This window comes from Streptomyces celluloflavus (assembly GCA_000720995.1).
Taxonomy (GTDB): domain Bacteria; phylum Actinomycetota; class Actinomycetes; order Streptomycetales; family Streptomycetaceae; genus Streptomyces; species Streptomyces celluloflavus.
This window is the reverse complement of record JOEL01000086.1, coordinates 1-15537: the sequence shown is the minus strand read 5'-3', so window position 1 is coordinate 15537 and position 15537 is coordinate 1. Positions and strand designations below refer to the sequence as shown.

Below are 15537 nucleotides of genomic sequence, written 5' to 3'. Positions count from 1 at the left end.
AAACGCCCGGTTACATTTCGAACCCGGAAGCTAAGCCTTTCAGCGCCGATGGTACTGCAGAGGGGACTCTGTGGGAGAGTAGGACGCCGCCGAACAATCATTGTGGGAAGGCCCCGCACCTTATGGTGCGGGGCCTTTCTGCGTTCCGGGCCCGTTCGCCCCTCCCATGCGCCGGCCGCCTGCGCCGCCTCTACGGGTTCATCGGCGCCACGGCGGTGGGTGGACCGTCCGGGGAGTGTGGGGATGGGCGCCGACTCCAAGGTTTCAAGGGGCTGTCCGGTGACGACGGGGTGCGGTCCGGCCGAAGGCCGACGTCGGCGACAAGGACAGCCGCCCACCCGGCGCGCTGACAAAGTACCTGCACACTTGTCGCACCTCATGGAAAACCGCAGGGCAGAGCATTCTTACCGCTATTGACAACGGTCACCGATGCAGCCTTTGCAAAGAGGCCGTGGCATGGGTTTCACTGCGGAGGACATAACGGCAACGGTTTCACTGCGGGGGACACGACGGTAATCGGGAGGGCATTCCGCCATGACCACGCACCACGGACACGATCACAAGCAAGGGCGCGCGTCCGGCGCGTGTAAAGGACACGACGGACACGAAGGGCGCTCTCGCGGGGTCACCGCCGGCACGGACCAGCGGTGGCTGACGGCGGCGCTCGTCCTCATCACCGGGTTCATGGCGGTCGAGGTCGTGGTCGGTGTGATCGCCAACTCCACGGCACTGATGGCCGACGCGGCGCACATGCTCACCGACTCCGCCTCGATCGTGCTCGCCCTGATCGCGATGCGGCTCGCAGCCCGGCCGGCCCGCGGCCACTTCACGTTCGGCCTCAAGCGCGCCGAGATTCTCTCCGCGCAGGCCAACGGCCTGACCCTGCTGCTGCTCGGCGCATGGCTGACGTATGAGGCGATCGGCAAGCTGATCGACCCGCCGGAGGTCGACGGCGGGCTGATGCTGACCACCGCACTCATCGGCATCGTCGTCAACGTCGTTGCGGGCTGGTGCATTTCGAAGGCCAACCGGACCTCGCTCAACGTCGAAGGCGCCTACCAGCACATCCGCAACGACCTCTTCGCGTTCATCGGCACCGCAGTGGCCGCCCTGGTCATCGTCACCACCGGGTTCGCCCGCGCCGATGGCGTCGCGACGCTCGTCGTCGTCGCCCTCATGGTCAAGGCCGGCCTCGGCCTGGTGCGCGACTCCGGCCGCATCCTCCTGGAGGCCGCGCCCGCCGGAACCGACCCCGACGCACTCGGCGACCTGATGGCCGCCCGGCCCCACGTCGTCGAGATCCACGACCTGCACGTATGGACCATCACCTCTGACCAGCCCGCCCTGTCCGCGCACGTCATGGTCGAGCCCGACGGCGACTGCCACGCCGTGCGCCGCGACCTGGAACATCTGCTCGCCGAGGGCCACGGCATCGACCACGCGACCATCCAGGTCGACCACGCTCCCGCGGCCGAGGGCCACTGCCGAGACCCGCACGGCCCCGTCCACCGAGAGACCGCGCACGCCAACTGAGTCCCGGACGCCCGTACGAACCAGCCGGGCCAGGCGATGTATCGGGAGTGTCCGATCAACGGCGGATCTGCTGATGGGCGTTCACCGGCTCGGCCACCACGCACCGCTCACCGTGGTGCGCCACCTCGGCTGCGGCGGCTGGCCCGGCGGGCCCGTCGTCGGCGATACTGCCCCGCGCCTGGCCCGCAGGCCGACCGGGTGGGGTGCGTCGGAGCGGACCGCCGCGGGTGAGTTCGGTGTGGGCGTTCGACTGCGCGTACCGGCCTCAGCCGCCCTGCGGAGCCACGGGCCGCGAGGCTATGGCGCTGCCCTGCCTGGAGGACCTGCGCCGGGCTGACGGAGGCCACGTCCTGTCGGCCGTATGCGACGGACCGTCCGGGCGGGCGCCGCGGGCCTGGGTGCGAAAGCCCGTGGGCGCGCAGTCTGCCCGCTGGCGGAAGAACTTCGCGAAGCTGGAAGGGGTGGCGAAGCCGAGGCGGCGTGCGATGTCGGCGGCCGACAGGTCGGTGTGGACCAAGAGGCGTTTGGCCTCCAGCAGGGTGCAGTCGTCCAGGTATTGCTTGGCGGTGCGGCCCGTGACGGTGAGGACGGCCCGTGTGAGGGTGCGTGGGCTGTAGCCCAGGGCTCGGGCGTACTCGTCGACGCGCCGACTGGTGGCGGGGCTGTTTTCGACGGCCTGGTGGAAGGCGAGGAAGACGCGGTTGCCACGGCAGTGCGCCTGCTGATGGGGCGGAAGGTGGGACAGCCGGAGCACGAGGACGGACAGCAAGTGGCGGACGATCTCGACCTGGGCATCGAGCGGCAGGACACCCGTCCGGGCGTAGGCGTCTTGCAGCAGGCAGAGGGTCTGCTCCAGCGCGCGCCTCTCGCCTTCGGCAGGGAACACGGGGCCTTGCGGACGGGGCGGGCCGACGGGGGACCCGGAGACGGTCGCGCGATCGAAGAAGCCGGGCTGGAAGACGCACACGGTGCCGGTGGCCGCGCCCGTCCCGATGTGGAAGACCTGACCGGGCCGGAGCCAGAGCCAGGTGTCGGGCTGCATGGTGTGGTCGTTGCCGTCCACGGTGATGCGCAGGGATCCGGACCGGACGCAGACGAGGTGGTGGAACTCGGCGCGCATCGGGCCGTGCAGGTCGATTCCGCACTCGGCCGCTCTGCCACCGAGAGCGTCGAGGTCGAACACGTCCATCCCGGGGAGGGCTCCGGGGCGTGAACGGAAAGGGAGGGTGGCGATCCGCTGCTTGGCCATGGCCGGCCTCTCCGCGCGGGGCGGCTCGCTTCGCCGCCGTTCGGTGCGGTCATTTCGGTATTCCGGGAGCTGTCCCGTGGTGGGTACGCCGCACCGACGGAAGCGCGGGGCCGCAGCCGGCCGGGAGCCGGCGTGTTCCCACCCAGGGTAGGGGGCGGCCACCCGGGGACGGTGGTGGATCAGGACTGGCGCAACGGGGGAATGGTGGGAACCTCCGGTGCGTCGCGGATGTCCTCAGCGGTCATCTTGAAGCTGTCCGGGTAGGCGTCGCGGCGGGTGCGGCGGTCCGGTTCACAGGTGCGCCAGCAGTACAGGCACCGGCGGCACTGATGGACCTCCCAAGCCCCGGCGACAGGTGATGAGTACAGCAGCTGAAGGGACTCGTACCCGCAGCGCGGGCACTCGGTCGGGGTCGCGATGGTCGCAGTCACGGTGGGAGCCGTCCTCCGAAGAAGTCGCTGGTCCTGTGGTCACTTGACGAGGTGTCGGAGCTTGGTGAGCCACTCGTCGGCTTCGGGCAGGTCACGAACCGGGTTTCCGTAGTTGCCGCGGCCGTCGGGTGACGCCGGGGTGGTGGCGTCGATGATGAGCTTGTCGGTGATGCCCGGTGTGATCGCCTGGGGGGCGAGTTCGAGGACGGACAGGTTGGGGAGGGTGATCAGGTCCCCGGACGGGTTCATCTTCGTCGACAGTGCCCACATCACCTGCGGGAGGTTGAAGGGGTCGACGTCCTCGTCGACGACGATGACGGTGGCCGCGTAGCCGAGGCCGTGCGGGGTCGTCAGTACGCGCATGCCCACCGCCTTGGCGAAGCCGCCGTAGCGCTTCCCGGTGGAGACGATGACGACCAGGCCATGCGTGTACATGGCGTTGACCGCCTGGACCTCCGGGAATTCCCGCTTGAGCTGCTCGTACAACGGCACACACGTGTTGGCGGCCATCAGATAGTCGATCTCGGTCCACGGCATGCCCAGGTAGAGGTGCTCGAAGATCGGGTCGGTGCGGTAGGAGATCCGGTCGATGCGGACGACGGTCATCTTGCGGCCGCCCGAATAGTGGCCGGTGAATTCGCCGAAGGGCCCCTCGATCTCGCGCTTGCGCCCTTCGATCACGCCCTCGATCACGACCTCGGAGCCCCACGGCACGGGCAGCCCGGTGTGTGGGGCCTTGGTGACGGGGGCGGGGGCGCCGCGCAGGGCGCCGGCGAGTTCGTACTCGTTCTGGTCGTATTCCATCGGCGTGGCGGCGACGATGGAGATGACGGGGTCGTTGCCGAGAGTGATGGCGATGGGCAGGTCCTCGCCCTTCTCCTCGGCCTTGCGCAGGTGCTGGGCGATGTCGTGCATGGGAACGGGCTGTAGGGCCAGCTTGCGCTTGCCCTTGGCCTCGATGCGGTAGACGCCGACGTTTTGCTTGCCGGAGTTCTCCGGGTCGTCGGGGTCCTTGGAGATAACCGCGGCCTTGTCGAGGTAGAAACCGCCGTCACCGTCGTTGAGGCGGATCAGCGGCAGCACGTCGAAGATGTTGACGTCTTCGCCCTCGACCGAGTTCTGCGCCCATGGCGCGTCGTCGCGCCACTCGGGTGGGATGGGGAACGTGTCCCACCGGCGGATGAACTCCTCGACCTGCTCCTTGGTGCCGGTCTGCTTCGGAAGGCCCAGGGCGAGGGCGTGATTGGCCCAGGAGCCGTGCACGTTCATCGCGATCCGCGCGCCGTTGAAGCCGTAGACGTTGTCGAAGTACAGGGCAGGTGCGGCGTCGCCGAGCCGTGGCGCGGCGTTGGCGGCCGCGGCGATATCGGGCTCGGGCATCACCTCGTCGGTGATGCGGACCAGCTGGCCCTCCTCGTCGAGGGCCTGGAGGAAGCTGCGCAGATCGTCGTAGGCCATGATTCAACTCCTTGCGAACGAGGTTGCGTTGCATGGGGGCGGGGCGGTGAGGGCGTGCCAAGAGGGGGGAGAACGCGGCGGGTTCAGGACCGGACAGCGGTCGCCGGTTCGTCGCGGGCCGCTGTCCGGGCCGAGTGCATGCCTTCCCAGCGCCGGGCGGCGGGGAAGGGCAGGCCGAACTGGTCCAGGACACGCGCGGTGACGTGATCGACGATGTCGTCCACGCTGCGCGGGTGGTTGTAGAACGCGGGCATCGGCGGCACCATCCGGACCCCCATGCGCGCCAGCGCCAGCATGTTCTCCAAGTGGATCTCGCTCAGCGGTGTTTCACGTGGAACCAGCACGAGCGTGCGCCGTTCCTTGAGGACGACATCGGCCGCGCGTCCCACCAGACCCTCGGCGTAACCCGTACGGATGCCGGCGAGGGTCTTCATCGAGCAGGGCACGACCACCATGCCCTCGGTGCGGAACGAACCGGAGGAGATGGTGGCGCCTTGGTCCTCCGCGTTGTGCGCCTCGTCGGCGAGCGAGATGACCTCGCGTGCGGAAAGTCCCGTCTCCAGTTCGATCGTGGTGCGTGCCCATCGGGACAGCACGAGATGGGTCTCCACCTCGGGCAGTTGCTTGAGCGCCTGGAGCAGGCGCACGCCGAACGGTGCTCCGGTCGCTCCGGTCATGCCTACGATCAGCCGCATTCTCCACGCTCCCTGCCTCGCGACGAGTTGCCTCGTGACGAGACGCGGTGGACAACGCGCCGAAATCACCGCCCGCGCCTCGGACACCACCTACGCTAAGCCTGTGAACAGGGCTTTTCCGGCTCCGGAGTCGACGTGGGCTGTTCCCGATCCAACAACTTCGGGGAGTCCGCCGTACCTCGCTCGGAAGCGGACGGATGCTGCCTCGCGCCTCGCGCCTCGCGCCTCAAGCCGAGCGCGTCTGCACCGCGGCTGCACCCAGATGCTCATCCCGCCGGCGAGCGTGTGTCCGGGCATGACCGAATCGCCTTCCAGGCGGAATCGTGTGTCCCATCGAGCAGGTGCTCAGGTGAAACCTGCTCTGTCGTGTTCGTACGGGTCGGCGTCCACGGGACGCCCGCGACGGGATTCGCCGGCGATGCGGCAGACATCTTCCTGACGTCCGGCAGGTCGCGGGAAAGCCTGAGTTGACCGAGCTTCCGTTCTCCCCGGATTCTCCCCAGCGGCCTCAGACGGGCCTCCGAGGTTCATGCCCGTGGTCGTGGACCCGCAGCAAGCAGTTTCTCGGCTCGATTGCTCAGAGCCAGTCGCGCCGTTTGAAGATGAGGTACAGGCTGACGCAGACCACCGCCATCAACCCGATCGCGAAGGGGTATCCGAAGCCCCAGTGCAGCTCCGGCATCTCCTCGAAGTTCATGCCGTAGATCGTGCCGACCAGTGTCGGAGCGAAGAGGATGGCGGCCCAGGAGGAGATTTTCTTGATCTCCTCGTTCTGTTCGAAGCCGGCCTCGGCCAGGGCGCGCATCTCGGCGTTCTGCTGCTGGTTCACCAGGGTGGCGTTGACGGTGAGGATGTCCTGGAGGGCTTGGCGGAAGCCGTCCACCCGGTCCGTGGTGTGCAGCGCGTGGTCGGCGACGTCACGCAGATAGCGGCGCAGCTCCTCGTCGATGGCGTACTTCTCGAAGCCGGCGGTCAGGCCCTCCAGCATGCCGTTCAGCGGGCGGGTCGCGCGCTGGAACTCCACGACCTCGCGGGAGAGCTCGTAGATCCGGCGGGAGACCCGCGGATCGCCGCCGAAGACCTCGGTCTCGATCTCGTCGATGTCGTTCTGGACGCCCGCGACGACCGGTGCGTAGCCGTCGACGACGGCGTCCAGGATCGCGTAGAGAATGGCTTCGGGGCCGCGTTTGAGGAGTTCGGGGGTGTCTTCCATGCGGTGGCGCACGGCCGAGAGGTCGGGGGCGCCGCCGTGCCGCACGGTGATCACGAAGTCGCGGCCGACGAAGATGTGCAGTTCGCCGAAGTCGACCTCCTCGGCGGCGTCCAGATAGCGCGCGGCGCGCAGGACGACGAAGAGGGTACCGCCGTACCGCTCCAGCTTCGGCCGCTGGTGGGCCTCCAGCGCGTCCTCGACGGCGAGCGGATGGAGATCGAACTCCGAGGCGAGGCGGACCAGTTCGGCGGACGAGGGGCGGTGCAGCCCGATCCAGGCGAGGGTGTCCGGGGCGGCGCGCAGTTGCTGGAAGGTGTCGGTGAGCGTCTCGGGGGTGCTGATCCGGTGGCCGTCGCGGTAGAGGGCGGCATGGATGACGCTGTTGGCGGCGACGGTGGCCGGTTCCGGTGTCCCGGGCCGGTCCGCGGACTCGGCCGGGGCGGGTACCGCGGGCCGCTTCTTCGCGGGCTTGCGCAGGCTGCGCAGCGCGCGCAGCCGCCGGACGGGAGGCTCAGTGCTCACGACGGAACCGACCTCCTTCACGAGGGGGGATGAACAGCCACACATAAACTCGACGCAGGATAACTGCCGAGGCTGTCGGTACTGGTCAGGGGCCATGGTGCAGGATGGGACAAGGATGTGACATCGGGTGTGTCGCGTCCGGCAAGCTTTGTATGTTTATCCCTAGAATTGTGCGATGCAGATACCGCAGATAGCCAGCGCACCCCTGAGTGAGGTGATTCGGTGAACGGCCGCCGCGATGCCACCGACGAGCAGTGGGAAGGTCTCGCCGAAGTCGTCCCGCTCCGCAGCAGCAGCGAATGGCCGTCCTGGCCCGACCACCGTGCCCTCCCCGAGGAGGAACCGGCGGAGGAGATGCGGCGGCTCGTCGTCATCCGGGTCCAGATCTTCGCGGACGCTCGCGAGGTCGCCGAATACCTCATGGCGCAGATTCCGGTCCTGCTGGACCTCACCAACGCCGACGCCGATGTCGCCAAGCGCATCCTGGACTTCTCCAGCGGAGTCGTCTTCGGTCTCAGCAGCGGGATGCACCGCGTCGACACCAATGTGTTTCTGCTCGCACCGGTCGGCACGGAGGTCGCGGAGTCGGCCGCCGGCGCCGTTCCCCGGCGGTAGGAAGTTCCGGAGACCGTCTGCCGGGGCCGGGATGCCGTCGGCTCGGGGCGCCGCCGCTGTGTAGTGGCGGCGTTCTCGTGTGTACGGGCGGCCTTCCCGGACCGGGGCCACCCGGGACGGAGGCCGCCCTGGCCGGGGAGTCGCCCCGGGCGGGACGGTTCTCCCACCAGGTAATGCCGTCCTCCACGTCGGCCCGCGGAAGTCTCCCGGCAGCGGATTTGCTCGCCGTTTCGCTGTGGTTTTGCCGCGGACCCGTCATGGGCCTCCCTCGCGGGACCGGCGCGGGCTTCGCGCCGCGGCCCGAGGAACCCCCGGCCCGCGGGCCGTCCCCCGATCGTAGGAAGAGCAGCCCGGCGGAACGGTTCTCCGGACGGGCCACTGCATAGCGTCCGCATATGGATACCGACAGTGCACGACCGGCGGTCACCGAGTTACGGCTGTCCGCCTTCAAGACCCATCGCAACGTCACCCTCCCGCTGGGCCCGCTGACCCTGCTGAGCGGCGAGAGCGGCAGCGGCAAGTCCAGCGCGTTACAGGCGTACGAGATCCTCGCCCGGCTCGGCAGCGGGGAACGGCTGGCGCGGGCCGTCGAGGTGGTGGCGGGCGGCGCGAGCGCCTGCGTTCCGGCGAGTGCGCGCCCCGACGAACAGGGGCGGCGCGGGTTCCGCATCGGCTGCACGGTCGACGGCCCCGCCGGTCTCGTCCACCTCGATCTTGCCGTACAGGCAGAGCCCGAACTGCGCATCGTCGGCGAGCGGCTGACGGGTGGCGGCGAGACGCTGCTCAGCACGGCCCTCACCGATCCGGCCCGCCCCGCCGTCCAGGCGGCCTGGTATACGGCGGGCGCGACACCGGTGACCCGCGCACCACTGCCCGACGACCGGCTGGGCACCGCGCTGCTGCCGCTCCGGGTCGCGGGCAAGACGGCGGGGCAGCGGCTGGTCCTGGCCGCCGCGGAACAAGTCGTGGTCGCGCTCAGGTCGGCCTTCCCCTGCGATCCGCGGCCGGAGGCGATGCGAGCGGCCGGGACGGTTCGGGCCGGTGGGGACGGTGCGCTGGGGCGCCAGGCCGTGGACGGCGCAGGTGGGGACAGCGGGGCCGGTGGGCCGGGGGCGGTACGCAGGCCCGGTGGCCGTCGAAGCGGCGGACCCCTGGCGGGCGCCCGGGGCGGCGCGGGTGTGCGGCGGCGTGCGGGCGGCCGGGGCGGTGAGACCGGCGGCTGGGCCGGGGAGGGGGACGAGGAACCGGACGAGGGGCGGCTGCGGTCGTCCTGCGACAACCTCCCGGCGGTCCTTGAGCGGACGAGCCGCGAATGCGCGCGCCGCCACGCGGTACTGGTCGCGGCCGTACGGGACGCCTGCGCCGGCCCCGTCGACGGGCTGCGCGCGGTGCCGCGCCAGCCGGGCGCGGTGGGGGACGGGGCGGGTGCGGCGGCGCGGACAGGGGCGGGGCCAGGGGCGGCCGGTCGTGGCGTGCCGCCGGGTACGCAAGGTACGCCGGGTGGCCCGGGGGCGCCGGATGCCCGGACGGCACCGACCGGTCGGGCGTTGCGGACGGCCCAAGCGGCCCAAGCGGCCCAGGCGGCCCAGGCGGCCCAGGGGGCAAGGGCGGTGCAGGCGCTGTCGGGGGCGGAGGCGGTGCAGGCGCCACACGGTTTGCAGGCCGTTCTCGACCGGGGCGCGCTGGGGGTGATGCCCGTCGAGCAGCTCGGCGACGGTGAGCTGCGGTTCCTCGGGCTGGCGCTGGTGCTGCTCACCGGGCCGGGGGTACTGGCCATGGACCCGGTGGGGGAGATCCCGGCGGCCCAGCAGCAGCTGACGGTCATGGCGGACGGGATGGACCGCTGCATGGACCGCAGGCAGGCGCGGGAACTGGTGTCGCTGGCGGTACGGATGGCCGAGCGCGGACATGTCCGGCTGCTCGGGACGGTGCGGGATCCGTCGGTCGCCGAGGGACTGCCCGGTGTACGGGTGCTACACCTAGGGGCATGAGCGAGGATCTTCATGCCCTGCAACGACGACTGGCCGAGTTCGCGGCCGCCCGGGACTGGCAGCAGTACCACACCCCCAAGAACCTGGCCGCGGCGCTCAGCGTCGAGGCTGCCGAACTGGTCGAGATCTTCCAGTGGTTGACGCCGGAGGAGTCGGCGAAGGTGATGTCCGACCCGGGGGCGGCCGGCCGGGTCGAGGACGAGGTCGCGGATGTACTCGCGTACCTGTTGCAGTTCTGCGAGGCACTGGGCATCGACGCGCTGACGGCGCTCGCCGCGAAGATCGAACGCAATGAGTCGCGTTTCCCCGCGGTCCGCTCGGCCCGCCCGGACCGGCCGCGGGGGAGCGGGGAGCAGCAGGAGTAAGGGGAGGGGAGTGGAAGAGGAGTAGCGGGAGTAGCAGGGGGATAGGTGGGGTGACGTAGGAGGGTGGGGCTGTTGGCTCCGCACTCCCGCGTCACCCCTTTTGCTGCCCTTTTCGCCGTCTCTGCCGTCCATTGCGGCGTCCATTGCGTCGCTCTTTCGTCACCCTCTACATCGCTCTGTTCGTCGGCGGCCTCTGCTGCTTCTGTCGGCTCTCGTCGAAGCCCGGCGTTCATCGGGTCCCGTCGCTTCCGGCCGCATTCCGGCAGCCTCCGGTCGGATTCCGTCAGCTCCCATCGCCTTCCCTCCCGCGCGCTCGCGTGAGGCGGCAGGCGGAAGCTGAGGGAACGCACCGGGGCGCTGAGGGAACGTCGGCGGGTGCCGGTGGCCGTCGATGGATGCCGGCGGGGATCACATCGATCGACGCGGCCGTGGTGGCGCCAGTGGTTCAAGTGGTTGGTGGGTGCTACGTAGTTCGAGGGGACAGGGTGATGGGAGTGGCGGAAGCGGCTCGGGCTCGCCGTTCGTCACTCTACGGAGTCATGGATCTTCTCACATCGCCTTGGTTGTCCACAGATTTGCGAATTCCCCTAGCTTTTTTGGGTGTTGGACCTCACTCTGGGTAGTGGAAAGATTGTGGGGTGAGTGCGAGTGACGATGGAAGGAGGGGCGCGGATGGACGCGGTGCGGATCATCGCGGCCAGTCGGCGCGGCCTGGCGCAGGCGAGCACGGTTCAGGACGTGATCGTCGAGGCATGGCAGGCGCAAGCCTTGGCGGAAGCGATAGGCAGCCATCTCGCGATATTCGGGCCGTACGAAGTGCGGTCCAGAGCACGAGGGTTGGGCGACGCGGGCGGGCGGTTCAGCGGGGGACTGCTGTGCCCGCCGCTGAGGGCCGGTGGCCTGCGGGCGGCCCAGCTGTCCGAGGTGCGCGATGCCAAGGCCGCCTTGACCAGCCTGCGCCAACTGCTGCGAGAAGTGTGCGAGGCGTTGGTGAGTGTGGTGTGTTCGGCGGACGAGGAAGGGATGTACTGGACCTGCGTCGAGGCCATGGACACGGCTGACGAATCGAGGGACCGCGTGACCGGAATACTGGAAAAGCTGGAGGTGCGGGACCGGAACCCCGCCTGATGTGGACGGGTCCCTCCGGACCAGGTCCACCGGACGCCGCCGACGGTGCGGCAGTCCGGCGCGGCCCGGCGACGATCACGCCCGCCACCGGTCGCCCGCCTCACCCGCCCACAGGGCGAGAGACCGGCCGACGGGCGCGGACATCGCTGCCGCGGGACGCCCACGCCCCTACCCGGCCACCGTTGTTCCCGACGCGTTCCCGGCCCGCCCCCGCGCGCTCTTCGCGCCTCAGCTTCCGCCACCACCGTCGAGACCACCACACACTGACCTACGAGCCGGGTTGACCCACGGGCCTGGCTGACCGGCGAGCCGGGACCGCCCCCGACGCGCGAGATCCGCGCCTGCTCCCAGCTCTCCGCCCCCTCGTCCGCCCCCACCCGCCGGGTCCGGCCCGTCCGCCGTCGGTCATCGCCCACGGATCACTGACCACGGATCACTGACCACGGATCACTGACCACGGATCAGCGACGACAGATCAGCGACCAGGATCCTCGCCTGATGCTCGCCCGGCCTCGTCACCCACCGGGGCGTCGGCCGGCCGGACACCTCGGTGGAGGAACCGGTGGACGAGAGGCGATCCGACCCGGCGCACACGACTTGCCCTGGCGGGTCGGCCCACGTCGAGAGGGCAGGATGGAGGTATGGATCTGCGAATCTTCACGGAGCCCCAGCAGGGTGCTTCCTACGACACCCTTCTCACGGTCGCCAAAGCCACCGAGGACCTCGGCTTCGACGCGTTCTTCCGCTCCGACCACTACCTGCCGATGGGCAACGCCGACGGACTGCCCGGCCCGACGGACGCCTGGATCACGCTGGCCGGCCTGGCCCGCGAGACCCGGCGCATCCGTCTCGGCACCCTCATGACAGCGGGCACCTTCCGCCTCCCCGGAGTGCTGGCCATCCAGGTGGCCCAGGTCGACCAGATGTCCGGCGGCCGGGTCGAGCTCGGACTCGGCGCGGGCTGGTTCGAGGACGAGCACAAGGCGTACGGCATCCCGTTCCCCAAGGAGAAGTTCGCGCGGCTGGAAGAGCAGCTGGCGATCGTCACCGGCCTGTGGGCCACCGAGCACGGAAAGGAGTTCTCCTACGACGGCACCTACTACCAGCTGGAGAAGTCCTCCGCGCTGGCCAAGCCGGCCCAGGGCAAGGTGCCGGTGCTGATCGGCGGACACGGCGCGACGCGCACGCCGCGGCTGGCGGCGCAGTACGCCGACGAGTTCAACATCCCCTTCGCCTCGCTCGAAGACAGTGAGCGCCAGTTCGGACGGGTGCGGGCGGCCGCCGAAGCCGCCGGGCGCAAGGGGGACGACCTGGTGTACTCCAACGCCCTCGTGGCCTGCGTCGGCAAGGACGACGCCGAAGTGGCGCGGCGGGCCGCGGCCATCGGACGGGAGGTGGACGAACTGAAGGCCAACGGCCTCGCGGGCTCGCCCGCCGAGGTCGTCGACAAGATCGGGCGGTACGCCGCCATCGGCGCGTCCCGGGTCTACCTCCAGATCCTGGACCTCGATGACCTGGACCACCTTGAGCTGATCTCGGCACAGGTGCAGTCGCAGCTGAGCTGACGTCATTTCCTGGCGCTATCAGCCGGGGCGGGCAGGAACTGCCGGACTGCGGTGGGGAATTGGGGTGTGCGCGGTGAGACGCGGCGCGTGCCCCTGAGGATGACCGCCGCCGGCAGCGCCAGCCGTCCTGTGACCGGCTCGGGCTTCCGCTGCGCGACCGCGCCCCGACAAGGCGTAGAGGTGTCCGACGCCGCAGCGGTTCCCGAGGCCGTAGTGGCTCCCGACCTCGTACGGCGGCACCACGCACGTCCTTTGCTTGGCGACGGAGGCGGTCCGCGTGGCGTACGTACGTGCCCGGCCATTGCCCGGGCCCTGGCGTACCAGGGCGACGGAAACCCGAAGAAGACGGGGGACGGGACCGCGCCGATCAGCCTCGTCCCCCGGCCTTGCCCCCGTCCGAACACCGGAGTTGGGGAATGACTGACTGACTCCCCCCTGTTCCAGGCCCCTCTGTTCCCGGACCTCCTGCTCCCTGGCTCTTTCCCCGGGCTTCCTGTTCCCGGGCTCCCTGATCCTGCTGATGGGGCAGGCCGGCTCCGGGGGAATCGCGGCCGTCCCGCGAACTGTTCCGCACGTCCTGTGTGGCCAGCAGTAACGAGTTCCGCGACTTGGCTGTGGACCGGCAGCCGTGTTTCGGATCGTGCCTTCGCCCGGCGTCGTCTCGCGGGAATGCGACATCACGCTGAGATCCGCTCGTTGACGTCGCAAAGCCGCCAGACGGTGGCTGCTGTCCCTGCTGCACTGGTGTTCACATTTCAGGTGATGCCCCATTCAGGACGGGATTCATGTCCACAGCAACCACGACGTCCATCGAACCCTCCGCACCGCCGGCTCGCTCTCCACTGGTCTCTTGGCTGGCCGTGATATCGGTGATGGCGGGAATCTTCTCGATCGTCACCACGGAAATTCTGCCGATCGGCCTGCTGACGTCGATCGGGTCGAGTTTCACCATCTCCGATGGAATGGCTGGTCTGATGATGACCATGCCCGGTTTCCTGGCAGCGATTTCAGCGCCCCTGGTGACCGTGGCCACTGGGCGAATTGACCGTCGACTCATGCTGGGCGCGTTCGTCCTCGTGCTGGCGCTGGCGAATTTCCTGGCCGCGGTCGCGTCGAGCTATTGGTTGGTCCTGATCTCCCGCGTGATGGTCGGGGTCACCATCGGCGGTTTCTGGTCCATCGGCGCCGGGCTGGCCGGCCGGCTGGTACCCGCCGAATCGGTGGGCCGGGCGACCTCGGTGATCTTTTCCGCGGTGCCTCTGGGCTCCGTGCTCGGGGTACCGCTGGGCACTTTCATCGGAGATATCGCCGGCTGGCGCACCACATTTCTCGCCATGGGGTTCTTCACTCTCTGCGTCTTGGTCATGCTGCTCCTGACGGTCCCCGCACTTCCCGCCGGACGGGTAACCCGCCTGAATGTGCTCGCCGGTATGCTCCGGAGTCTTAACACCCGGTTCGCCCTGATGGTGACCTTCCTCGTGGTGCTCGCCCACTTCGGCACTTACACCTATGTCACTCCCTTTCTGGAACAGGTGACTCATCTGAGTTCCGGTCTCATCACGGTCTTCTTGCTCGTCTTCGGAGCGGCAGGAATAGCCGGGAATTTCCTGGGCGGATCGGCTGTGGTCCGCTACCCGCGGGCCACCTTCGCCGCGGCTGCCGCGATGATCGCCGGTGCGACCTTGCTGCTCCCGGTCCTCGGCAAGTGGGACCTCGGGGCGCTGGCCCTGCTGACCGTCTGGGGAGTTGCCTATGGGGCCGTACCTGTCTGCTCGCAGACCTGGTTCACCAAGGCGTCGCCCGACTCGCCTGAGGCATCCTCCGTCCTCTTCACGGCATCGTTCCAAGCCACCATTTCCCTCGGTGCGCTCGTCGGCGGGGGCGTGGTCGACCATTCCTCCTCGGCGCTGGTCATGACGTTGGGCGGTGCGACCGCTGTCCTGACGGTCCTGGCGGTCTGGGTGCATCGTGTCCGGAACGTCCCGTGGCCCACGGCGGTTCAGTAGTGAGGGCCCCGTCCGGTCAGGTCCGAGGCAGGGGGCTTCGTTCATGCCGGTGACAGTGCTTGTCGACCGACGGCGTTTGTCGACGGCGTTTGTCGTGGATCTCACCAGACGTACCAACCTCGGGTGCGCGGGCGTTGAGGGAGACGGTCCGAGCACAGCTCCTGTGGGGCGCGCATGCCGGGTATCGAGGTGGTATGCGTGGACGCGGTGCACCGCGGCGGGTGCGGGGTGGCCGGGAGGCGGCCGCATGGCTCAACTGTGGTCGTGGCTCTTGTCCGTGGTTTCCCGCTGATCTGCTGGGGCGAGGGACGGAGCGCCGTGCTCCGGCCCCGGGACCGGCCCGGCCCCGATTTCAGCTCCGAGGCCGTCGGCTGGTCGGTTCGCATGCGGCAACTCTTCGTGTGAGTACAGGACTTCGTGGTGCATATCCACGGCACGGCCCGTCCCGGAGGCGCGGTCTGCCGGTCGAACGGCTGCGGTCCACATCGGCCGCGAGATGACTCGCTCTCGCGGGCCGGACGGGCACCCGTGCGGCCCGCGTCTTCGGGGGCGACCATCAGCCACGGCGCGGTCCTGCGTAGGGGCGAGGCTGCGCCCGAACCGGAGGTGCCGGCCCCGCGGGTGGTCGGCATCGACGAGTACGCCATCCGCGAGGGCAGCAACTACGGCGCCGTCCCCGGTGGGGCCGGCACCGCACTTGTACCTGCGCCTGTTCCCGTCGAAGCCCACTGCTCCCGACCCGATACCACCACCCCCGCCCCCACGA

General features: G+C 69.5%; 15 protein-coding genes and 1 rRNA gene. 10 read left to right on the top strand and 6 right to left on the bottom strand.

The window, feature by feature from the left end; all coding sequences use genetic code 11:
* Together rrf and IH09_RS35335 are read left to right on the top strand one after the other, a co-directional pair.
* Window positions 1–95 (top strand): 5S ribosomal RNA (gene rrf, locus IH09_RS35340); the annotation flags it as partial.
* Between the two features lie 439 nt (window positions 96–534).
* Window positions 535–1533: a cation diffusion facilitator family transporter gene (locus tag IH09_RS35335; protein ID WP_052861848.1), complete on the top strand. Its 999-nt coding sequence runs from the start codon at window positions 535–537 to the stop codon at window positions 1531–1533.
* 265 nt (window positions 1534–1798) lie between these two features.
* On the opposite strand, the gene IH09_RS35330 is transcribed toward IH09_RS35335, so the two are convergent.
* From IH09_RS35330 to IH09_RS35310, 5 genes are all read right to left on the bottom strand, one after another.
* Window positions 1799–2782 carry a helix-turn-helix domain-containing protein gene (locus IH09_RS35330; RefSeq protein ID WP_240150723.1) on the bottom strand — a complete coding sequence of 328 codons (984 nt, stop codon included), beginning with the start codon at window positions 2780–2782 and terminating at the stop codon, window positions 1799–1801.
* A 179-nt stretch (window positions 2783–2961) separates the two neighbouring features.
* A complete protein-coding gene (locus IH09_RS35325; RefSeq protein ID WP_242641097.1) occupies window positions 2962–3213 on the bottom strand; it encodes a non-oxidative hydroxyarylic acid decarboxylases subunit D in 252 nt (83 codons plus the stop codon).
* Between the two features lie 39 nt (window positions 3214–3252).
* A complete protein-coding gene (locus tag IH09_RS35320; RefSeq protein ID WP_052861846.1) occupies window positions 3253–4671 on the bottom strand; it encodes a non-oxidative hydroxyarylic acid decarboxylases subunit C in 1419 nt (472 codons plus the stop codon).
* Window positions 4672–4754: 83 nt separating this feature from the next.
* Window positions 4755–5366, bottom strand: coding sequence for a non-oxidative hydroxyarylic acid decarboxylases subunit B (locus IH09_RS35315; RefSeq protein WP_052861845.1), 612 nt, complete (start codon window positions 5364–5366; stop codon window positions 4755–4757).
* A 577-nt stretch (window positions 5367–5943) separates the two neighbouring features.
* Window positions 5944–7101 (bottom strand): magnesium and cobalt transport protein CorA, encoded by a 1158-nt coding sequence (locus tag IH09_RS35310; protein WP_052861849.1) that lies wholly within the window; start codon window positions 7099–7101, stop codon window positions 5944–5946.
* Between the two features lie 222 nt (window positions 7102–7323).
* Between IH09_RS35310 and IH09_RS35305 the strand changes: the two genes are divergently transcribed.
* From IH09_RS35305 to IH09_RS35285, 5 genes are all read left to right on the top strand, one after another.
* Complete coding sequence (locus IH09_RS35305; protein WP_052861844.1) at window positions 7324–7716, top strand: cell division protein SepF; 393 nt, start codon at window positions 7324–7326, stop codon at window positions 7714–7716.
* 395 nt (window positions 7717–8111) lie between these two features.
* Window positions 8112–9707 (top strand): hypothetical protein, encoded by a 1596-nt coding sequence (locus tag IH09_RS35300; RefSeq protein WP_052861843.1) that lies wholly within the window; start codon window positions 8112–8114, stop codon window positions 9705–9707.
* Window positions 9704–10072, top strand: coding sequence for a nucleotide pyrophosphohydrolase (locus IH09_RS35295; RefSeq protein ID WP_052861842.1), 369 nt, complete (start codon window positions 9704–9706; stop codon window positions 10070–10072). The genes IH09_RS35300 and IH09_RS35295 overlap by 4 nt, the downstream gene beginning before the upstream one ends.
* Before the next feature lie 672 nt (window positions 10073–10744).
* A complete protein-coding gene (locus tag IH09_RS35290; protein ID WP_052861841.1) occupies window positions 10745–11200 on the top strand; it encodes a DUF6099 family protein in 456 nt (151 codons plus the stop codon).
* A gap of 641 nt (window positions 11201–11841) precedes the next feature.
* Window positions 11842–12765, top strand: a complete 924-nt coding sequence (locus IH09_RS35285; RefSeq protein WP_052861840.1) for an LLM class F420-dependent oxidoreductase — start codon at window positions 11842–11844, stop codon at window positions 12763–12765.
* Window positions 12766–13513: 748 nt separating this feature from the next.
* Here the strand turns inward: IH09_RS35285 and IH09_RS40465 are convergent.
* The gene (locus IH09_RS40465) at window positions 13514–13663 is read right to left on the bottom strand and encodes a hypothetical protein (protein ID WP_242641181.1); all 150 of its coding nucleotides are present in this window, start codon (window positions 13661–13663) and stop codon (window positions 13514–13516) included.
* Between IH09_RS40465 and IH09_RS35280 the strand changes: the two genes are divergently transcribed.
* From IH09_RS35280 to IH09_RS40460, 3 genes are all read left to right on the top strand, one after another.
* Window positions 13638–14771, top strand: a complete 1134-nt coding sequence (locus tag IH09_RS35280; protein ID WP_318279658.1) for an MFS transporter — start codon at window positions 13638–13640, stop codon at window positions 14769–14771. The two genes, IH09_RS40465 and IH09_RS35280, sit on opposite strands and share 26 nt — an antisense overlap.
* 264 nt (window positions 14772–15035) lie before the next feature.
* Window positions 15036–15176, top strand: a complete 141-nt coding sequence (locus IH09_RS39525; RefSeq protein WP_190233507.1) for a hypothetical protein — start codon at window positions 15036–15038, stop codon at window positions 15174–15176.
* 123 nt (window positions 15177–15299) lie between these two features.
* The coding region (locus tag IH09_RS40460) for a hypothetical protein (RefSeq protein ID WP_205379629.1) at window positions 15300–15537 on the top strand (238 nt) is incomplete at its 3' end.

Coding starts and splice junctions, on each gene's coding strand:
- IH09_RS35280 (WP_318279658.1), top strand. CDS start 13,638: ATGGCGGGAATCTTCTCGATCGTCACCACGGAAATTCTGCCGATCGGC.
- IH09_RS35315 (WP_052861845.1), bottom strand. CDS start 5,366: ATGCGGCTGATCGTAGGCATGACCGGAGCGACCGGAGCACCGTTCGGC.
- IH09_RS35290 (WP_052861841.1), top strand. CDS start 10,745: ATGGACGCGGTGCGGATCATCGCGGCCAGTCGGCGCGGCCTGGCGCAG.
- IH09_RS35330 (WP_240150723.1), bottom strand. CDS start 2,782: ATGGCCAAGCAGCGGATCGCCACCCTCCCTTTCCGTTCACGCCCCGGA.
- IH09_RS35320 (WP_052861846.1), bottom strand. CDS start 4,671: ATGGCCTACGACGATCTGCGCAGCTTCCTCCAGGCCCTCGACGAGGAG.
- IH09_RS35295 (WP_052861842.1), top strand. CDS start 9,704: ATGAGCGAGGATCTTCATGCCCTGCAACGACGACTGGCCGAGTTCGCG.
- IH09_RS35335 (WP_052861848.1), top strand. CDS start 535: ATGACCACGCACCACGGACACGATCACAAGCAAGGGCGCGCGTCCGGC.
- IH09_RS35300 (WP_052861843.1), top strand. CDS start 8,112: ATGGATACCGACAGTGCACGACCGGCGGTCACCGAGTTACGGCTGTCC.
- IH09_RS35285 (WP_052861840.1), top strand. CDS start 11,842: ATGGATCTGCGAATCTTCACGGAGCCCCAGCAGGGTGCTTCCTACGAC.